Source organism: Spirosoma arboris (genome assembly GCF_009754945.1).
GTDB classification, from domain to species: Bacteria; Bacteroidota; Bacteroidia; order Cytophagales; family Spirosomataceae; genus Spirosoma; species Spirosoma arboris.
On the sequence record NZ_WPIN01000002.1, the window covers coordinates 185,399 to 203,082 of the forward strand.

The 17,684-nt window shown below is 48.1% G+C and carries 11 protein-coding genes and 1 riboswitch; of the genes, 10 read left to right on the forward strand and 1 reads right to left on the reverse strand.

Translation table 11 applies throughout. The features are described 5' to 3' along the window. Positions 1 to 107: 107 nt before the first annotated feature. Positions 108 to 1,277: a cysteine desulfurase family protein gene (locus GO755_RS04680; RefSeq protein ID WP_157583577.1), complete on the reverse strand. Its 1,170-nt coding sequence runs from the start codon at positions 1,275 to 1,277 to the stop codon at positions 108 to 110. Positions 1,278 to 1,549: 272 nt separating this feature from the next. Further along, a riboswitch (SAM riboswitch) is annotated at positions 1,550 to 1,649 on the reverse strand. Positions 1,650 to 2,649: 1,000 nt separating this feature from the next. On the opposite strand from GO755_RS04680, the gene GO755_RS41785 reads away from it, so the two are divergent. From GO755_RS41785 to GO755_RS04725, 10 genes are all read left to right on the forward strand, one after another. Beyond that, positions 2,650 to 2,772: a hypothetical protein gene (locus tag GO755_RS41785; protein WP_262886980.1), complete on the forward strand. Its 123-nt coding sequence runs from the start codon at positions 2,650 to 2,652 to the stop codon at positions 2,770 to 2,772. Positions 2,773 to 2,783: 11 nt separating this feature from the next. Further along, the gene (locus tag GO755_RS04685) at positions 2,784 to 3,845 is read left to right on the forward strand and encodes a sterol desaturase family protein (protein WP_157583579.1); all 1,062 of its coding nucleotides are present in this window, start codon (positions 2,784 to 2,786) and stop codon (positions 3,843 to 3,845) included. Between the two features lie 24 nt (positions 3,846 to 3,869). Further along, complete coding sequence (locus GO755_RS04690; RefSeq protein ID WP_227686863.1) at positions 3,870 to 4,988, forward strand: formylglycine-generating enzyme family protein; 1,119 nt, start codon at positions 3,870 to 3,872, stop codon at positions 4,986 to 4,988. 154 nt (positions 4,989 to 5,142) lie between these two features. Then, on the forward strand, positions 5,143 to 8,214 hold the full coding sequence (locus GO755_RS04695) for a SusC/RagA family TonB-linked outer membrane protein (protein ID WP_157583581.1): 3,072 nt from the start codon (positions 5,143 to 5,145) through the stop codon (positions 8,212 to 8,214). Between the two features lie 25 nt (positions 8,215 to 8,239). Next, positions 8,240 to 9,802, forward strand: coding sequence for a RagB/SusD family nutrient uptake outer membrane protein (locus tag GO755_RS04700; RefSeq protein ID WP_157583582.1), 1,563 nt, complete (start codon positions 8,240 to 8,242; stop codon positions 9,800 to 9,802). Positions 9,803 to 9,904: 102 nt separating this feature from the next. After that, on the forward strand, positions 9,905 to 11,323 hold the full coding sequence (locus tag GO755_RS04705; RefSeq protein WP_198174756.1) for a sulfatase-like hydrolase/transferase: 1,419 nt from the start codon (positions 9,905 to 9,907) through the stop codon (positions 11,321 to 11,323). 6 nt (positions 11,324 to 11,329) lie between these two features. Beyond that, positions 11,330 to 13,639 (forward strand): arylsulfatase, encoded by a 2,310-nt coding sequence (locus GO755_RS04710; protein ID WP_157583586.1) that lies wholly within the window; start codon positions 11,330 to 11,332, stop codon positions 13,637 to 13,639. A gap of 168 nt (positions 13,640 to 13,807) precedes the next feature. Beyond that, a complete protein-coding gene (locus GO755_RS04715) occupies positions 13,808 to 15,241 on the forward strand; it encodes a sulfatase family protein (protein WP_157583588.1) in 1,434 nt (477 codons plus the stop codon). A 176-nt stretch (positions 15,242 to 15,417) separates the two neighbouring features. Beyond that, a complete protein-coding gene (locus tag GO755_RS04720; protein WP_157583590.1) occupies positions 15,418 to 17,253 on the forward strand; it encodes a sulfatase-like hydrolase/transferase in 1,836 nt (611 codons plus the stop codon). A gap of 14 nt (positions 17,254 to 17,267) precedes the next feature. After that, positions 17,268 to 17,660 carry a rhodanese-like domain-containing protein gene (locus tag GO755_RS04725; protein ID WP_157583593.1) on the forward strand — a complete coding sequence of 131 codons (393 nt, stop codon included), beginning with the start codon at positions 17,268 to 17,270 and terminating at the stop codon, positions 17,658 to 17,660. Positions 17,661 to 17,684: the final 24 nt, after the last annotated feature.

Sequence of the window (17,684 nt, forward strand, 5' to 3'; positions counted from 1 at the left end):
CCACCGATAACCGTAACGATGTTGGCCAAATGACTTAACCATTTCCAATGTCATCGTTCGTGATGTATAGGACATTAGCTATTTTATGACTGGCTTCAACCGATTAGTCAGGCTATTAAATCAGCAGACTGGTGTTCGTATATGCTTTCAAGTGCAGCCACCAGAATGTCCACTTCGGTTTGCGTATTATACTTCCCAAGCGATAGGCGAACGTGCTCCCAACCTGGCAACGAACCAATAGCACTCAATACATGGGAGCCACCCCGAATCAGATTCGAGCAGGCGCTCCCGCCCGAGACGGCTATCCCTGCATGATCTAAAGTGGTCACCAGCGAATCTCCTGATGGTAGGGGTGGTAAACTAAGACTAAGTACTGTATCTATACTCTCAGCTGGTAAAGCCGATAAACCGTTAAATCGCACTTGTGGCAGTACTTCAGTTAATCGGTTAATCAGTCGTTCTTTCAGAGAACGTACATGGATTTGATTCGATAGGCGATCCCGGTAGCTGATTTCCAATGCCTTTGCTAACCCAACAATACCCGTTACGTTTTCTGTGCCCGGACGTAGTCCCTGCTCCTGGTTACCGCCGTATAGGAGTGCTGGGAGCTGGATTCGTTTTCGGGCGTACAGGAATCCGACGCCTTTGGGACCATGAAATTTATGGGCAGAGCCGACGATAAAATCGATGGGCAAGTCAGCCAGATCAAACGGATAACGACCAATTGTCTGTACTGTATCTGAGTGAAACAAAGCGTTATACTCCTTGCAAAGCCAGGCAATATGGGCAAGGTCGTTTAGGTTACCGATTTCATTGTTGCCGTGCATTAAGCTCACCAGCGTAGACGGCAAATCGTCGGTACGGTGTTGGTGTAGTAATCGTTCTAAGTAGTCGTAATCAGGACGCCCCCGGGTGTCCAGCGGCAGCCAATGAAGTCGAACACCTTCTTCTGGACTAAATCGGGTAAGGGGTTGTAACACCGCTTTATGTTCGATAGGACTACTGATAGCATGCCGGATACCCAACCCCCGCAAACTCCCAGCGATAGCCAGATTATCCGATTCGGTAGCACCACTCGTGAACGTAATCTCGCTCGGGGATGCGTTGAGTAAATCAGCTACAGTTTTTCTAGCTTTGTCCACTACCCGCCGTGCTTCCTGACCCGCTCGATGGGTTGAAGATGGATTACCAAAGTACTGGGTTAAGTACGGCACCATTGCGTCAAATACTTCAGGGTCAAGGGCAGTTGTGGCGGCATTGTCGAAATAGATTTCCATAATGAAGTGTTTTATTGAGTATCACGCAGTAAATTTATCGGTATTTTTTATCTATAATTCCTATAGAATAAATGGAAAAATTAAGCTAATTAAGGGCTAATCAACCTATTCAGTGGCATTAATTCTAAGTAATAGTTAAGAGGAAACTTAGGTTAATTCAGGAGCTAATCAGGCAATAACGGTGGGGAGTACTAACGGGGAGACTCCTTCTTGAGTCAATTGAACATCGGAAGACGTGTGCAGTCATAAGCCATGCCGCCGAAGCGGTTGTAAATTTATAGTTCCTAACGCTGTAGGCAGGTTAGCACTATCGCCAACTGGCAAGTTGCTAAGGGTTCGCTGAGCCTATCTCTCCCCCTTTCTGTATAAATCACAACTACGTGCAGGCTTCGTAATTGATGATGGCGTAAAGATAAACACGTCAATTTTTAATTTCCAAATTAGTATATAAATTTTATCGAATAAAAAGACTAGTCCTAAAACCCGATAGAATATACACCCTATTTAAAGTACCGCACGATCTAAAAAAAACAAAATATTTATAAATAAATGTTCGCTAAAAAATGGGGTTAATCAGATACTGATCGAGTTGAACCTAACTACGTAGGCCGATTACCTGCACCTTTTTTAAATTCGTCAAACTAGAAAGTTTTTTGTTAGAAGCTATTTTTTCTGTTCGTAATAGACTGTATATGAACGATTTTAAAAAAATATTAAGTATTTTTCTTGTTTTTCTAAAATAATCATTCCTACCTTTGAGGCATCTGACAAGTACTACCTGCAAAGTAGTTGTTATTTATACTGATCGAATAGAAGGCACTCGTTGATATCTTTTTCAACTGGCGCAATATTGGATTAGTACTAGTTTCCGAACTTATAAATAACCGTCATTATGCGCATGCATTTTATACTTTGTTGTTGTAGCTCCACTAGAGAAGTCTCCCCTCTCTCGCTACCCATTGACTATTGATCCAGTAATCTCAATTAGTCTTCTGGCTCCTGATCAAATTTAGTAGGATACTCATCCTCAATGAGAACACTTCATCAATAAGCTTTTTTTTACAGTCAATTACTATATAAATTCTATATACTTTGACTAGTAATATAAAAAATGATTAACCCAAAATTCATCGACTGACCCAATACACTCATTTTCTGATCCTGAATCGCTTTTGATTCTGTGGCGTGGCAAATTCTGTTTCTGAAAAGGTAGTTATCCGCTTTCGAAATGCAGGCTCTTCAGCTGGCAACTATCCGAACTCAACAAATTTGTTCACCCACAGAATCGAAGGCAATCGGCAAAATGAGGACTATACATAGTAGCTAATACGATCAACTAAAATCGTCATAACCCAACTGTACTTAACCTATTATGGCAACTCAAGATGTGAAAATTCTGGCGAAGAAAATTGGGGTGAGTATCCTGGTTTACGCGATCCCGCTAGCTATTCTGGGTGGCGGCCTTTCTCTGATTAAACTCCTGATAATCAAGTAATTCACTGAACAATGGCCTTAGATCAATCCGCTGCAAAGAAAATTACCCGCGATGCACTCATTAGCGTCATTCTATACGCATTGCCTGTTATCGCACTTGTCGTCTGGTTCACATATACGGGCGAGACACCCTGGAAAAATCCGGTCAAGGATTACGCTCACGTTTCGGCACCTGCCTTCCTGACGTTTCTAGAGCCGGTATTTAAAAATCTGAAATCCTGGGGATTCATCGCCCTGGCGTTGGGATTAGGTGTACTTGAATTTGCCCTGGGTCTCTACGACAATAAGTGGACACCCACCGAACGCAAAATTGACATCGTCTGTTTTTTAGCTCCCAAGTTTCTGGTGCCACCGGTCGTTGCTTATTTCAGCCTGACACTCTTACCAACGCTGTTACCCAGCTATGCGAATGTATTTTCGTGGGTACCTTTTTGGGGTGGTTTCTTCCTGATTGCTGTAGCCGATGACCTGACTCAGTACTGGTATCACCGACTGCACCACCAGATCCCGTTTATGTGGCGCTTCCATCGGACGCACCACTCTGCTCCCTACATGGGTATGGCGATGGCCAGTCGACAGAATTTCATTTACACGATCTTCTTTTCGCAAACTTACCTGACGGCTACGCTCATTTATCTGGGCTTAGGGTATCCCGCCTTGTTCGTAACGGCCATTAAGAGTCTGATCACGATGACGGCCCACAGCAGCATTGCCTGGGATAAACCCTTCTACAAATACCGGATTTTACATCCCATCGCCTGGGTCTTGGAGCGGCTGATTTCTACGCCCGCTACGCACCATGCTCACCATGCAGACAGTGCCGATGATGGCATCGGGAACTACAAAGGCAACTTTGGTAATATGTTTTTCCTCTGGGACGTCATTTTTGGCACGGGTTTGATTACTCGCCAGTACCCAACTTCGTATGGCATCAAATTCTATAAAGAGGAAGAATGGTATGCCCAGTTCCTGTGGCCCCTATTCAAATCGAAAAAGGAAGGCAGCGAGTTATCGGCCGATGGTCCTGAGGTGGGCGATGAAGTAGAGGCCACCCCCGAATTGATAAATGCGTAAGTGATACGCTAAGTAATACAACCTATGAAATCGTTCCAATCAGTTATTCCCGTTGCTGCTTTATTGATCGCCGGTATGGCGTTCATCAGCAAGAATGGAGTTCCCGATAAAAAGCCTACAAAAAATCCTCAAAAAGCAATTGCTCTCTGTGGAGGCTCAACATGTAAGGTACCATCGCGAGCTGTGGCCCTACGAACCAGCCTGGTTTCAACCACAAATCGGGAGCAAACTACGGCCGATATGGTTTTGATTAAAGGCAGTAGTTTCCAGATGGGGTCGGCGGAATTTCCAGACGCCAAACCCGTTCATGCCGTGACTGTGAATAGCTTCTGGATGGATACGCACGAGGTAACGAACGCTCAGTTTGACGCCTTTGTAAAAGCCACCGGTTATCGTACCGTAGCCGAGCGTCCACTTAACCCCGCTGATTATCCCGGTGTGCCAGCCGATAAGTTAGTGCCTGGCTCGGCTGTATTTACGCCACCAGCTCACCCCGTTTCACTACAAAACCCACTTCAATGGTGGCAATACGTACCGGGTGCCAACTGGCGTCATCCGCAAGGTCCCCAGAGCAATCTGGTTGGCAAGGGCAATGAACCGGTTGTGCAGGTTTGCTACGAAGATGCTGCGGCTTATGCCAGATGGGCAGGCAAACGGTTACCAACCGAAGCGGAATGGGAATTTGCAGCCAGGGCTGGTCGTAAGAACACAACCTACTATTGGGGGAATACGCTGAAACCAGCCGGAAAATGGGTGGCCAATATCTTTCAGGGTTCATTCCCCGCCAAGAATACGCTTGACGATGGCTACGCAGCCTTGGCTCCCGTAAAAACCTTTCCCGCCAACCCTAATGGGTTGTACGATATGGATGGCAACGTCTGGGAGTGGTGTAGCGATTTGTACCGACCCGATTATTACCAGAAAAGCCTCTCAGTTAATCCTAAAGGGCCTAAAGACAGCTTTGATCCCGATGAACCGGGTACAGTAAAGCATGTACAGCGCGGTGGCTCGTTTCTGTGCAGCGATCAATACTGTATCCGCTACAAGGCGGGCAGCCGTGGAAAAGGCGAAACCACCAGTGCCAGTAATAACCTGGGCTTCCGTTGTGTTCGTACGGCCGAATCAATCCCTCAGAATTTATAATCGTTTCACTTAATCGTACCCCATGTAACAAAAAAAGCCAACCCTGTTCCAGCAGGGTTGGCTGGTCAAAACAAGGCTCAGTGGCAACTGAATTTGTGCAGTCGTTGGCACGACTGACACAGCACCCTATTGTTTATCTAACCAGTACAAAACAATGAATAAAAGTTTAATTTTTTTACTATGGGTTTGGGTTCTTACTCAGCCTTCCTCTCTTTTTGCACAAGGCACCGCTCCCGTCATTAACGCTACCCTAAACGGTAAGGTCCTGGATGCCAAAACAAAAGAACCCCTGATTGGCGCTACAATTCAGATAAAAGGCATTACCAATGGGGCCTCAACGGATGCTAACGGGAAGTTCACCCTGAAAACCGCCCAGACACTACCATTTACCCTTATTGTTACCTATGTCGGTTACAAGACCCGGGAAGTAGCGGCTGTTTCGAACACGATCGACATTGAACTGGATGAAAATCTTGGTCAATTAAGTGAAGTCGTCGTGGTGGGCTATGGTACGGTAAAGCGGAGCGATATTACCGGTTCCATTGCTTCCGTTCCGTTAGAAATTAAATCACAGCCGGTTGTCTCACTCGAACGGCTACTCCAGGGTTCCATTGCCGGGGTGACCGTCACCCAAACCTCAGGTCAGCCGGGTGGCGGGGTGAGCGTTCAGGTCAGAGGGAGCAACTCGATTACGGCGGGTAGTGACCCACTCTATGTGATCGATGGTTTCCCGATCAATAACGATTATGGCGTCAGCGATGCCGGGGTTACTGATGGCCCAAAAATAAATCCGCTATCATCCCTGAATACGGCGGATATTGAGTCCATCGACGTATTGAAGGATGCCTCGGCAACGGCTATCTATGGCTCACGGGGAGCCAATGGGGTAGTTATCATTACAACGAAAGGAGGATCAGCCAAAAAATCCTCCATTAGCTACGATGCCTATTTCGGACAGCAACAAGTGATCCGAACACTTCCCCTGCTGAATGCCAGAGAGTGGTGGCTGCTCCGGAAAGATGCAGCGACTAACTCGGGCAAAACGCCCACGCTGCCCAGTGTTTCTGGTTATACATTGGATACGACGGGTGCAGGTACCGACTGGCAGGCGGCTGGATTCCGTAAAGCGGCCCAGCAAAGTCATAGCCTCTCCATCTCCTCTGGCTCCGATAAAACCCGACTAGGCATTTCGTTCAATTACTTCAAGCAGGATGGGGTACTTCAGAATACGGATTTCAAACGAATTTCGGCCCGGGTCAATATTGATCATAACTACAGTAAAAACCTACGCCTTTCGGCTAGCATTACCGGTAGTAACACCAAAGCAAATGTGGCACCCGCAGCCATTGTTGGTGCCTTAATTTTAACGCCACCAGCGCTACCGGTTTATCAGGATAATGGCACATTCGTTAAAAACAGCCCGTTTGAAACGGTCTATGCCAATCCCATCAATTCATTGATGAACCAGATCAACCAGACGTCTACGAATCGGTTTTTGGGCAATTTTTCGGCTGAATACACCTTTATTGAAGGGTTGAAAGCGAAGGTGCTGGTGGGTGCTGACGTCGTCGATAACAAACAGAATCGGTACCTCCCGATCTCTACCTACGAAGGCTCAGCCCTCAATGGCGACGCGCTGGTGGGCTCTATTTTTACCACCAACTGGCTGAATGAAAATACGCTCAGCTACGATAAACATTTTGGTGGTAAGCATGCGTTAAATACGGTTGTCGGGTTCACCGCTCAGCAGTCAAAAACGAGAGGTTCGGTGGCTGAAGCCGCTGGGTTCACCTCAGATGCCCTCACATTCAATAATCTGGGAACCGGCATTACCAACCGGACACCCGGATCGTCAGCCATCGACTGGTCACTAGCCTCTTACTTAGGCCGGATCAATTATGTGTATGATGACCGGTATTTATTTACGGCCACCTTCCGCGCCGATGGTTCGTCCAAGTTTGGTGATGGTAACAAATGGGGCTATTTCCCCTCGGCAGCTGTCGGCTGGAACATCAGTAATGAAAAATTCTTTAGTGAAGTTCGCCATGTTAGTTCGGCAAAACTTAGACTAAGTGCGGGATCAACGGGTAATCAGAATATCCCTCCCTATCAATCGCTGGCCCAGTTAACGTACTATCCCTACAATTTTTCGGGCGCTACCGTCTCGGGCTATGCGCCTAGTACCGTGGCCAACAAGAATTTGAGTTGGGAGAAAACCTTCCAGGTAGATGCTGGTCTGGATGTCGGGTTGTTAAACGAACGTATCCATCTGACAGCCGATTATTATTATAAAAAGACAACGGATCTGCTACTAACCCGCACCGTTCCCGGAACGTCTGGTTTATCGGATGTCTATAATGGCCAGGGATCGACGACCTATCAAAATGTGGGTGCTGTATCAAACCAGGGTATCGAGTTAAATATTAATTCCCGAAACATCACCGGGCCCTTCAAGTGGACGACCATCCTGATTTATGCGAAAAATACGAATAAGATTCTGAGCCTCGGAGACGGCGTCGATCAATACATTCCGTCCAGCTCAGCGCCTTCCATTGCGAAAGTTGGCCACCCACTCGGCTCATTCATCGTCTATCAAACCGATGGCCTGATTCAACAGGATACCAAACCCCTGACTCCGCAGGCCAATAACAAACCTGGTGGGCAACAGTATAAAGACCTGAATGGCGATGGTCTGATTACGCAGGCGGGTGACCGGATTGTGATTGACAACCAGATCAAGTTTACAGCCGGTTTAACCAATACGTTCAGTTACAAAGGCTTCGACCTGTCGGTTTTCTTCCAGGCTTCGGTAGGAGGCAAACTTTACAATGTCAACCGGGCCAATCTTGAATTAGGGACAGGCTACACCAATTTCTCAAAAGTCCTGCTGGACCGATGGACGCCTACCCATACCAACACAGACGTGAAAGCTGCTTACCAGGACCCAGCCATTACCATCTCGGATCGGTTCATTGAGGATGCTACGTACTACCGGCTGAAAAACGCTTCGTTTGGCTATACCCTACCTAAAGCCGTTAGTACCCGGATTGGCCTTCAGACATTACGGGTGTATGTATCGGCGCAAAATGCGGCTACCTGGACTAAGTACACCGGTTTTGACCCAGAGGTTAGTTCAAGCGGGCAAAGTCTGATTAATCGGGGCGTAGATGATGGCGTCTATCCCAACAATAAGTCATACCTGGCAGGCTTGTCCATCACCTTCTGATTCAATCGTTTAATAGTGAACAATCATGAAAAAGTACTCATACATCTTATTAGTTATAGCGGTTTCTTTCACTAGTTCCTGCACGGAATTTCTAAAAGAACAACCCGAATCGATCATTTCAGAAGATCAGTATTATAAAACGGAATCGGATGCGCTAACAGCCATCAACGCGGCTTATTTCTTTCTGAATACGGCCAAAGTACAATCGCCTTATAACACCCTGTTCAATACGGGGATGAACATGGCCGGTGATGATGAAGATCCAGGACCGGGCGCCACCAATCCTGATGTTCGGTCGCTATCCGTTTTAGCGCATTCGACCAGTAACCTGCGGGTGTACGAACTCTGGCAACAGCACTATGCAGCCATTCGGAAAGCCAATGTCGTGCTGGCTAAAGTACCCGCCATTACATTCGCTGTACCTGCTACAAAAGATCGCATTCTTGGTGAAGCCAAATTTTTACGGGCTTTGTTTTATTTCAATCTGGTGCGTTTATATGGTGACGTCCCTTTAGTTACACAGTACCAAAACTATGTGTATGCGTCCGATTACGCCGTTGCTCGCACACCCTCGGCCGACGTATATGCGCAGATTGAAAAGGATCTGACCGAAGCCGCTCAGGTTCTGCCCGCTTCCTACAGCGCCCCCGATGCAGGGCGCGCTACGGCGGGTGCCGCTAAGGCGCTATTGGCCAAGGTATACCTGATCAAATCATCCTTACCGTTAAAATTGACTGAAAACTACCAGAAGGCCATTACAAAAGCCGAAGAGGCTTTATCGACTGCTGATGGGGGAACCGGTACATATGGGTATGATCTAAAAACGGACTATTCTCAGGTATTTTTGCCCGCTTATAAAAATGGTGCCGAGCATATTTTCTCGGCCCAGATGAAAGGGAACTCGTATAGTCAGGGCAACGCTGAAAACCCACGCGCCATTTTTACCTCGATTCCTGGCCTGACGGGTAACTACGCCCATATGGTTCGGTTCTATACCGAAGGCAACGACAAATTTTTTAATATCTACAAACTGTATAAGTCCACCGATAAGCGCCGGGATGTCACGTTTGTGCGCAACTTTACCAGCCCAACAAACGGCAAAAAATACGGTCTTCCAATTGCCAATACAGCCGTTGCCAATGATTCGACCCCGTTCTGGCACAAGTGGTGGGACCCCGCCAACACATCGGTCACCAGCAACTCAGAGGCTAACGTTCCCATTATCCGCTATGCCGAATTACTCCTGATTCATGCAGAGGCCGAAAACGAGGTAAATGGTCCAAGCGCCAAAGCCTACAAGTCGATCAATCGGGTACGTAAACGGGCTGGCCTAGCCGACCTGACTGCAGGCTTAAGTAAGGATCAATTCCGCGATTCTGTTTATCTGGAGCGTCGTCTTGAACTTTCGTATGAATACCAACGCTGGTTCGATCTAATTCGGGAAAAAGACGCGAGTGGCAATGGTATTCTGATCTCCAGCTTACAAAAAGTGGGTAAAACCAATGTAGCGGCTAAGCACTATTTATACCCGATTCCACAAACCGAAATTGACAATAACCCCAAGCTAACCCAGAATGCTGGTTGGTAATGATTCCATAGGTAGAGCGGCCCAACATGCTGCTCTACCTATGGAATTTACCTTTTCGGAATCAGTAGAAAAATGAAAATAAAGTCAACCATAGCCTTATTAATGAGATGCTTATCAGGGATAGTAATCTTTGGTCTAGGCAGTTTCATTGGGCCCGTATTCGGCCAGCAGAAACCGGTTAATGTAGTGGTTTTATATTCCGACGACCAACGGTATAACACCATTCACGCCCTGGGGAACAACGTCATCCAGACGCCCAACCTCGACCGATTGGTGAAACAGGGTGTTGCTTTTACACGGGCGCAAACGATGGGCGGCATGCACGGCGCATTGTGCGTGCCAAGCCGGGCTATGCTCCATACGGGACGGTACCTGAACGACCTGCAAAAAACAGGCGATGTCATTCCTGCCGAACATACTACGTTGCCGGAATACCTGCAAACCAAAGGTTACCAGACTTATGCCATCGGGAAATGGCACAACGATAAGGCGTCCTTCGCCCGGAGTTACACCGGTGGAGCGGCACTTTATTTCGGAGGTATGCATTTTCCCAAAGATGGCGGTCAGGAACACCCGCAGTATGTAGATTTCGATCCATCGGGGCAATACACGAAAGCGAATCAAAACGCCAGCACCTATTCGTCGGAGCTATACGCCAACGAAGCGATTAAGTTTCTGAAGCAGCAAACGCCAACCTCCAAACCATTTTATTGCTACGTCGCCTTTACGTCACCCCACGACCCACGTACACCAACGGAAAAATACCGAAACCTGTATTCCAAAGAACAGATTCCACTGCCCGCAAATTTCCTCCCCCAACATCCGTTCGACAATGGTGATTTGTCTGTACGGGATGAAAAACTATTACCTCGGCCACTTAGCGAAGCCCAGGCCAAAGAGGAACTGGCGTTGTACTACGGGATGATTTCGGAGCTGGACGCGCAAATTGGGCGTATTCTGGATGAACTGGACAAACAAGGATTAACCCAAAATACCCTGATTGTTTTTGCAGGTGATAATGGTCTGGCAGTCGGCAGTCACGGTTTATTGGGAAAGCAAAACGTTTACGAACATAGCATGCGAGTGCCGCTGATCATTAGCGGCCCAACTTTACCGAAAAACCAACGGGTTGACGCACTGACGTATCTAGCAGATATTTTCCCGACGGTAACGAGTGTGCTGGGCTTTCCAAATCCGCCTACGGTTGAGAGCCAAAGTTTGTTACCGTTTATCAAAAACCCTAAGAAACCAGGTCGCCAGCAGGTCTATTACGCCTATCGTGATTTGCAACGGGCTGTTCGTACCGCCGATAACTGGAAGCTGATCAAATACAACGTCAATCAGCAACAAACCACTCAGTTATTTAATCTCAATAACGACCCTTACGAGACAAAGAACTTAGCCGACAATTCAGCCTTTGGGCAAAAGAAACAGCAACTGGAAGCGCTGTTAATCAGTGAAATGAAGACCTATCACGATGCACTCGACATCACTAAACCTAACTGGGGAAAACAACCCTAAGCGTTCATGAAAAAGACCCCTCTTTTAATAACCAAATTCTCACTTGCAGCCTTGGCTTTGCTCGCAACAACAGCGAGCACCAGGGCCCAGTACACACCCGTTCAACCCAGCAAGGCAACCATCGGCAAAACTGTAGCTGAAACACAGCAGTGGTGGCCCGAGCGGAAGAAAGCTCCACAGGGTGCTCCCAATGTTGTCTGGATTTTGCTGGACGACATTGGTTTCGGGGCAATCAGCTCGTTTGGTGGTTTGATTCAGACACCTACACTGGATAGTCTAGCCTATAACGGCCTTCGGTATACCAATTTCCACACGACCTCCATTTGTGCCCCAACTCGGGCAGCCTTGTTAACGGGCCGAAATCACCATTCGGCGCACATGGGTCTTTTCCCAGAAAATGCTGTCGGGACACCGGGTTATGATGCGCAGATTCCGTTTGAAAAAGCGACGATTGCTGAGATTTTGAAGGAGAACGGCTACAATACGTTTGCCCTGGGGAAATGGCACATCACTCCATTGGCTGATCTGACCCCAGCCGGACCATTTAATCGCTGGCCAACAGGTCGCGGGTTCGATCACTTTTTCGGATTCCCATCTCGCGGAAGCACCGACCAATGGCATACTGAATTTTGGGAAGATACGCGTCGGATAAAAGACCAGCAGAACGGAAAGCATTTCAATCAGGTGCTAGCCGACAAAGCGATCGAGTACGTTTCTGAACAGAAATCGGCCGCGCCGGATAAGCCGTTCTTTTTGTATCTAGCAACGGGTGCAGGTCATGCCCCGCATCAGGTCGCGAAAGAATGGAGTGATAAATACAAAGGCAAGTTTGATGCTGGTTGGGATGCCTACCGCGAGCAAACCTTAGCCAATCAGATTCGTCTGGGTGTGGTCCCTAAAAACACGGTATTGCCCCCACGAAATCCGGGCATTAAAGCCTGGAATACCCTCTCAGAGCCGGAAAAGAAACTTTATGCTCGCTTCATGGAAGTGTACGCTGGTTTCCTGAGCTACACCGATCACGAAATCGGCCGCGTGGTGAACCATCTGAAGCAAATTGGCCAACTCGACAATACGTTGATCTTCGTGTCGGTTGGCGACAACGGGGCGAGCAAAGAAGGCACGTTTGTCGGTACCGTCAATAACTTCGATCCGGAAATCTCGGACGAAGAACATCTAAAGAAAAACCTGAAAGAGATTGATTTGATCGGTACCGAGTTCGCCAAGGCAAATTACCCATTGGGCTGGGCTGCCGCCACCAACGTACCATTCCGGCAGTGGAAAACGGACGCCAATTCAGAAGGTGGCACCCGAAATCCATTGATCGTTTTTTATCCGAAAGGAATCAAGGAAAAGGGCGCATTCCGCACGCAATACGGTCACGTCATCGATATTCTACCAACCACCGTTGAGCTGATCAATGCCCAGATTCCGCAAACTATCAATGGCTACAAACAGGATGCCGTTGAAGGAACGAGTCTGGCTTACAGCATTAATGATGCAAATGCGAGCAACCGTCATACGCAGCAGTATTACGAAATTCTGGGCACCCGTTCGATTTATAAAGACGGTTGGAAAGCGGGCACTCTTCACGTCAAGAAACAGCCGTTCGATCAGGATAAGTGGGAGCTGTTCAACATGAACGAAGATTTTAACGAACTGCACGATCTGGCAGCCAGCAATCCCGAAAAACTGAAAGAATTACGCGAGTTATTTGAAAGCGAAGCGGTTAAATACAACATCTATCCGTTGAAAGATGGCACTCCTCCTACCGTTGGACCATCGGCTTACAAAAACCTGAACCAAGTGGTGTTGTATCCAGGCATTCAAACCCTGATCGATATTGCTAGTCCTCTCGCCGGAAAGCAAGCGTTTACGATAACAGCCGACGTCATGATTCCGGCTAACGGAGCCGAAGGGGTCTTACTCTCGCGTGGTGGTCGGGCCGGTGGGCTTACGCTCTTTGTACAGGATAAGAAATTGCAGTTTGTTTATAACCTCGGCGATGGAACCAAATACGCCGTCTGGTCGAAGGGTGTATTACCAGTGGGAAAAGCACTATTGCGTGTCGATGTCCATTTTGATGCACAGAAAAAAGCTGGCCAGATCGATTTGTATGTCAACGGGACGCAGGAAGCCAAAACAACCTTCGAACGAAGCATTGCCTCGATTTATTCGCACGAGGGTGTTAACGTCGGTTTTGATGACCTAACCCCCGTTTCGGATTCGTATAAAGTGCCCTTCGCGTTCACTGGCAAAATCAATAAAGTCACCCTCGATTTCGAACCTAGCCAACAATCGTATCTGAAAAAGTAACGCGGCCGGAAAGCCGCACCGCGTTTTTGTCATTCCGACGTTAGGAGGAATCTCAAGGTTCTTATTAGTCAAGCTTGAGATTCCTCCTAACGTCGGAATGACAAAAACAGGACGCTGGAGATGCCATTTTAATATATCTAAATAGCCTCACTAACCCTGTTTTGATTAATGCCTAAAAACATAACCCATATAGCCTTACTCCTGCTACTGGGCCTGCTCCTTCCGGGACTAGGATTCGCGCAGAAAAAGGCCAATCAGCCGACGAACATCATCTTTATTCTATCGGATGATCACAGTGCGCCTTTTCTGAGTAGCTACGGATATCCGAGTATCAAAACACCCAACATCGACCGGTTGGCGCAGGAAGGAATTCGGTATACGCGTGCCTACACAACGGCCCCTCAGTGTGTATTGTCACGGGCGGCACTGATGACCGGCCGCTCGACGCTCGATATTCAGATGACCCGCTTTTCGGCACCGCTGCCTGCTGATGTCATTACGTATCCCGAGCTACTACGAAAAGCGGGTTATTACACCGGTATTTGCGGACGAACTTTCCATCTGAACGGAAATCGCGGGGTGAAGGAATCGGCGGTGGTTTATGACAAATATGGTCTGGAGACCTTCAAAAACCGGGTCGATTACCTACGCACGACACCCAATTCTGACACTATACAGCTTCAATACAAGGAGTTTCTGGACAAGGCTCCCAAAAACAAACCCTTTTTCTTACAGGTTGGCTACAGCGATCCGCACCGGGTTTTCACAGCGAAACAATTTGAGCCAGACCCAACAACGCTTAATCTCCCGGAAGGATGGCCCGACACGAAACTGGTCAGGGAAGATTTCGCAGCTTATCTCGGCGAAATTCAACGGCTGGATGGCGACGTTGGTCAGTTGCTGGACGAAATCAAAAAGCGAGGACTGGACCAAAATACGCTGGTTGTGTTCATTGGCGATAACGGCGGGGCGTTACTGCGGGGTAAAGGCACGCTGTATAACCTCGGCATCAACGTACCCCTCATTGTGCGGCATCCTGGCCTGGTCAAAGCTGGGCAGGTGAATACCGCCATCATATCGGGCGAAGACATTGCGCCAACCTTTTTGCAGGTGGCCGGGGTAGAGATTCCTAAAACTATGACGGGTAAAAGTTTGGTACCCTCCTTTCAACAAGCGTCGTACGAACCACACGATTACGTCTTTGCTGTACGGGGTGCCCACGGTCATGGTCTACCCACCAGCACGGTTCATTTTGACTTAGGGCGAACGATTATCGGCAACAGGTATAAGTTGATTTACAACGCCTTATGGCAATTACCTTATACGCCCGTCGATTTTGCAGCGCAACCCTTCTGGCTTGATTTAACCCAGCGACATGCCGAAGGAAAATTGAATCCCAAGATTGACCAGCGCTTGTTTGCAGCTCGCCGGGAGATGTTTGAACTCTTTGATCTGGAAAAAGACCCGAACGAATTCACTAATCTGATTGGCGATGAACAACACCAGGATATTGTGCATGACTTGAAAACCCGATTACAAGAATGGATGATTCTGAACCGGGATTACTTACCCTTGCCAATTCCACCGGAGGGAAGATATTGAGTGGTTTGCTCCCCTCTCCTGTTTTGGGAGAGGGGTCGGGGGTGAGGGTAACCTGCCAATTCTGGTGATTCACCTCACGGCAGCGGCCGACCGTCCCAACCCCTCTCCTATAACAGGAGAGGGGCTCCTAACAGCCTTGTCCTTTAGTTGCGGGCCGTTTTTTAGAAGGAAAGCATATGATAAAAATAAAGAAACAACTCATCGGCCTGTTGCTATTGGGATTTTTTCAGGGAAAGGCACAAGCGCCTGCCGACCGACCCAATATTCTCTGGATCGTTAGCGAGGATAATAACACCTCGCTAATTGGCTGTTATGGGAATCCCTACGCCACAACGCCCAACATCGACCAGTTTGCGAAAGAGAGCATCCTGTACAAAAATGCGTTTTCGACGGCCCCCGTTTGCGCGCCTTCGCGCAATACGCTCATTACGGGTATGTATCCTCCTTCGCTGGGCACCGAACACATGCGCAGTACGTATCCGGTACCATCGTTTGTAAAGTTCTTCCCGAAGTACCTGCGGGAAGCAGGTTATTACACGACTAATAATTCCAAGAAAGATTACAACACGACCGATCAGAAAGACGCCTGGGATGAGTCGAGTGATTCGGCGACCTACAAAAAGCGAAGATCTGGTCAACCGTTCTTTGCGGTGTTCAACCTGTTTGTATCGCACGAAAGCGGGTTGCATAAGCCACTTCCGTCGCTGCACCACGATCCAGAAAAAGCGCCCATTCCACCCTATCATCCCCGTACGACTGAGTTCAAACACGACTGGGCGCAGTATTACGACAAGGTCGAAACGATGGACCAACAATTCGGTAAACTGCTAAAAGAATTAACCGATGCTGGACTGGCTGAAAACACCATCGTGTTCTACTACGCCGACAATGGTGGTATACTGGGACGTAGCAAACGGTTTATGTACGAATCGGGGCTACACGTACCGCTGGTGGTTCATTTACCCAAAAAGTACGCGCATCTGGCGAAGGCAAAAGCGGGTTCACAAACGGACCAGCTCGTTACGTTTCTGGACTTTGCGCCCACTATTTTGAGCCTGACCGGTATCCAGATTCCAACCTATATGCAGGGACAGGCATTTCTGGGCAATCAGCAGAAACCCGAGCATCAATACGCCTATGGATTCCGGGGACGGATGGACGAAGCCATTGATCTATCTCGATCGGTGCGGGATAAAAAGTACCGCTATATTCGGAATTATCTGCCGCACAAAATTTACGGTCAGCACCTGAATTACTTATGGCAGGCCCCTTCGATTCCATCGTGGGAAGCTGAGTATAAAGCGGGTCGCCTGAACGAAGTACAGTCCCGTTTCTGGCAACCTAAACCTGCGGAGGAACTGTTTGATGTGGATGCCGACCCCGACAACATTCACAATCTGGCAACTGATCCACGATATGCAAAAGAACTGGTTCGGTTGCGAAAAGCCAACGACCAATGGCTCCGGCAAAGCAACGATGTTGGCTTCATTCCCGAAGCGATTCTGGCGAAAATTTCCAGTCAGGAGCCTTTGTACGATTACGCCCATCAGGGGAAATACAACACCAATCGCATCATTGAAACGGCGACACTGGCTTCTTCGCGCAACCCAACCAATGCTACCAAACTCACCAAACGATTAACCGATACCGATCCGGTGGTACGATACTGGGCTGCAACGGGTTGTACCATTTTGAAGCCCATTGCCGCTAAAGCATCGCTACAAAAACTGCTTCAGGACCCCGAAGCTGCCGTCCAGGTTGCCGCTGCCGAAGCACTCTATCAGCTTGGTGATAAAGAGGGATCGATTGCTGCGCTCAAGAAAGCCTTAACGGATTCCAATCGACTGATTCGTCTGCAGGCACTCAGTGTTCTACAGTCGTTAGGTAAGGAGGCCAGTCCGGCATTACCAGAAGTGAAGGAAATTGTGACTCAGGCAGCGAAAGGCTATTCGGTCGATACGGCATACGATGTTCGGGCGGCCCAAAATCTGGTGGAAGAACTAAACCATTAAACAATCTCAAAGCCATGAAAAAATTACCCCTACTTCTATTTGCCCTTCTACTGACAATCGGTGCGTATGCCCAAACTAGCCAGAGTAAATTGAGCGATATTAAAAAATCGCCGGAAGCGATTGTCCAGGAAATTAAAGAAGGGAAAGCTTATCTGGTCGATGTCAGAACGCCCGAAGAATACAAGGAAGGGCATTTAGCGTATTCGAAGAACATTGATATTAAAGCCGCCGATTTCAAATCGCAGGTCAGCAAGTTGGATCGAAACAAGCCGGTTTACCTCTACTGCCGTTCGGGCAACCGCAGCGGAAAAGCGGCTGATACCTTGCAGACGCTAAACTTTAAATCCGCTTACAACATCGGTGGTTTTGCCGATTTGAAAACCGCTGGATTGCCCGCCGAACCTTAATCAATAATTCGTAACCATGACCTG

Coding starts and splice junctions, on each gene's coding strand:
- GO755_RS04680 (WP_157583577.1), bottom strand. CDS start 1,277: ATGGAAATCTATTTCGACAATGCCGCCACAACTGCCCTTGACCCTGAA.
- GO755_RS41785 (WP_262886980.1), top strand. CDS start 2,650: ATGGCAACTCAAGATGTGAAAATTCTGGCGAAGAAAATTGGGGTGAGT.
- GO755_RS04685 (WP_157583579.1), top strand. CDS start 2,784: ATGGCCTTAGATCAATCCGCTGCAAAGAAAATTACCCGCGATGCACTC.
- GO755_RS04690 (WP_227686863.1), top strand. CDS start 3,870: ATGAAATCGTTCCAATCAGTTATTCCCGTTGCTGCTTTATTGATCGCC.
- GO755_RS04695 (WP_157583581.1), top strand. CDS start 5,143: ATGAATAAAAGTTTAATTTTTTTACTATGGGTTTGGGTTCTTACTCAG.
- GO755_RS04700 (WP_157583582.1), top strand. CDS start 8,240: ATGAAAAAGTACTCATACATCTTATTAGTTATAGCGGTTTCTTTCACT.
- GO755_RS04705 (WP_198174756.1), top strand. CDS start 9,905: ATGAGATGCTTATCAGGGATAGTAATCTTTGGTCTAGGCAGTTTCATT.
- GO755_RS04710 (WP_157583586.1), top strand. CDS start 11,330: ATGAAAAAGACCCCTCTTTTAATAACCAAATTCTCACTTGCAGCCTTG.
- GO755_RS04715 (WP_157583588.1), top strand. CDS start 13,808: ATGCCTAAAAACATAACCCATATAGCCTTACTCCTGCTACTGGGCCTG.
- GO755_RS04720 (WP_157583590.1), top strand. CDS start 15,418: ATGATAAAAATAAAGAAACAACTCATCGGCCTGTTGCTATTGGGATTT.
- GO755_RS04725 (WP_157583593.1), top strand. CDS start 17,268: ATGAAAAAATTACCCCTACTTCTATTTGCCCTTCTACTGACAATCGGT.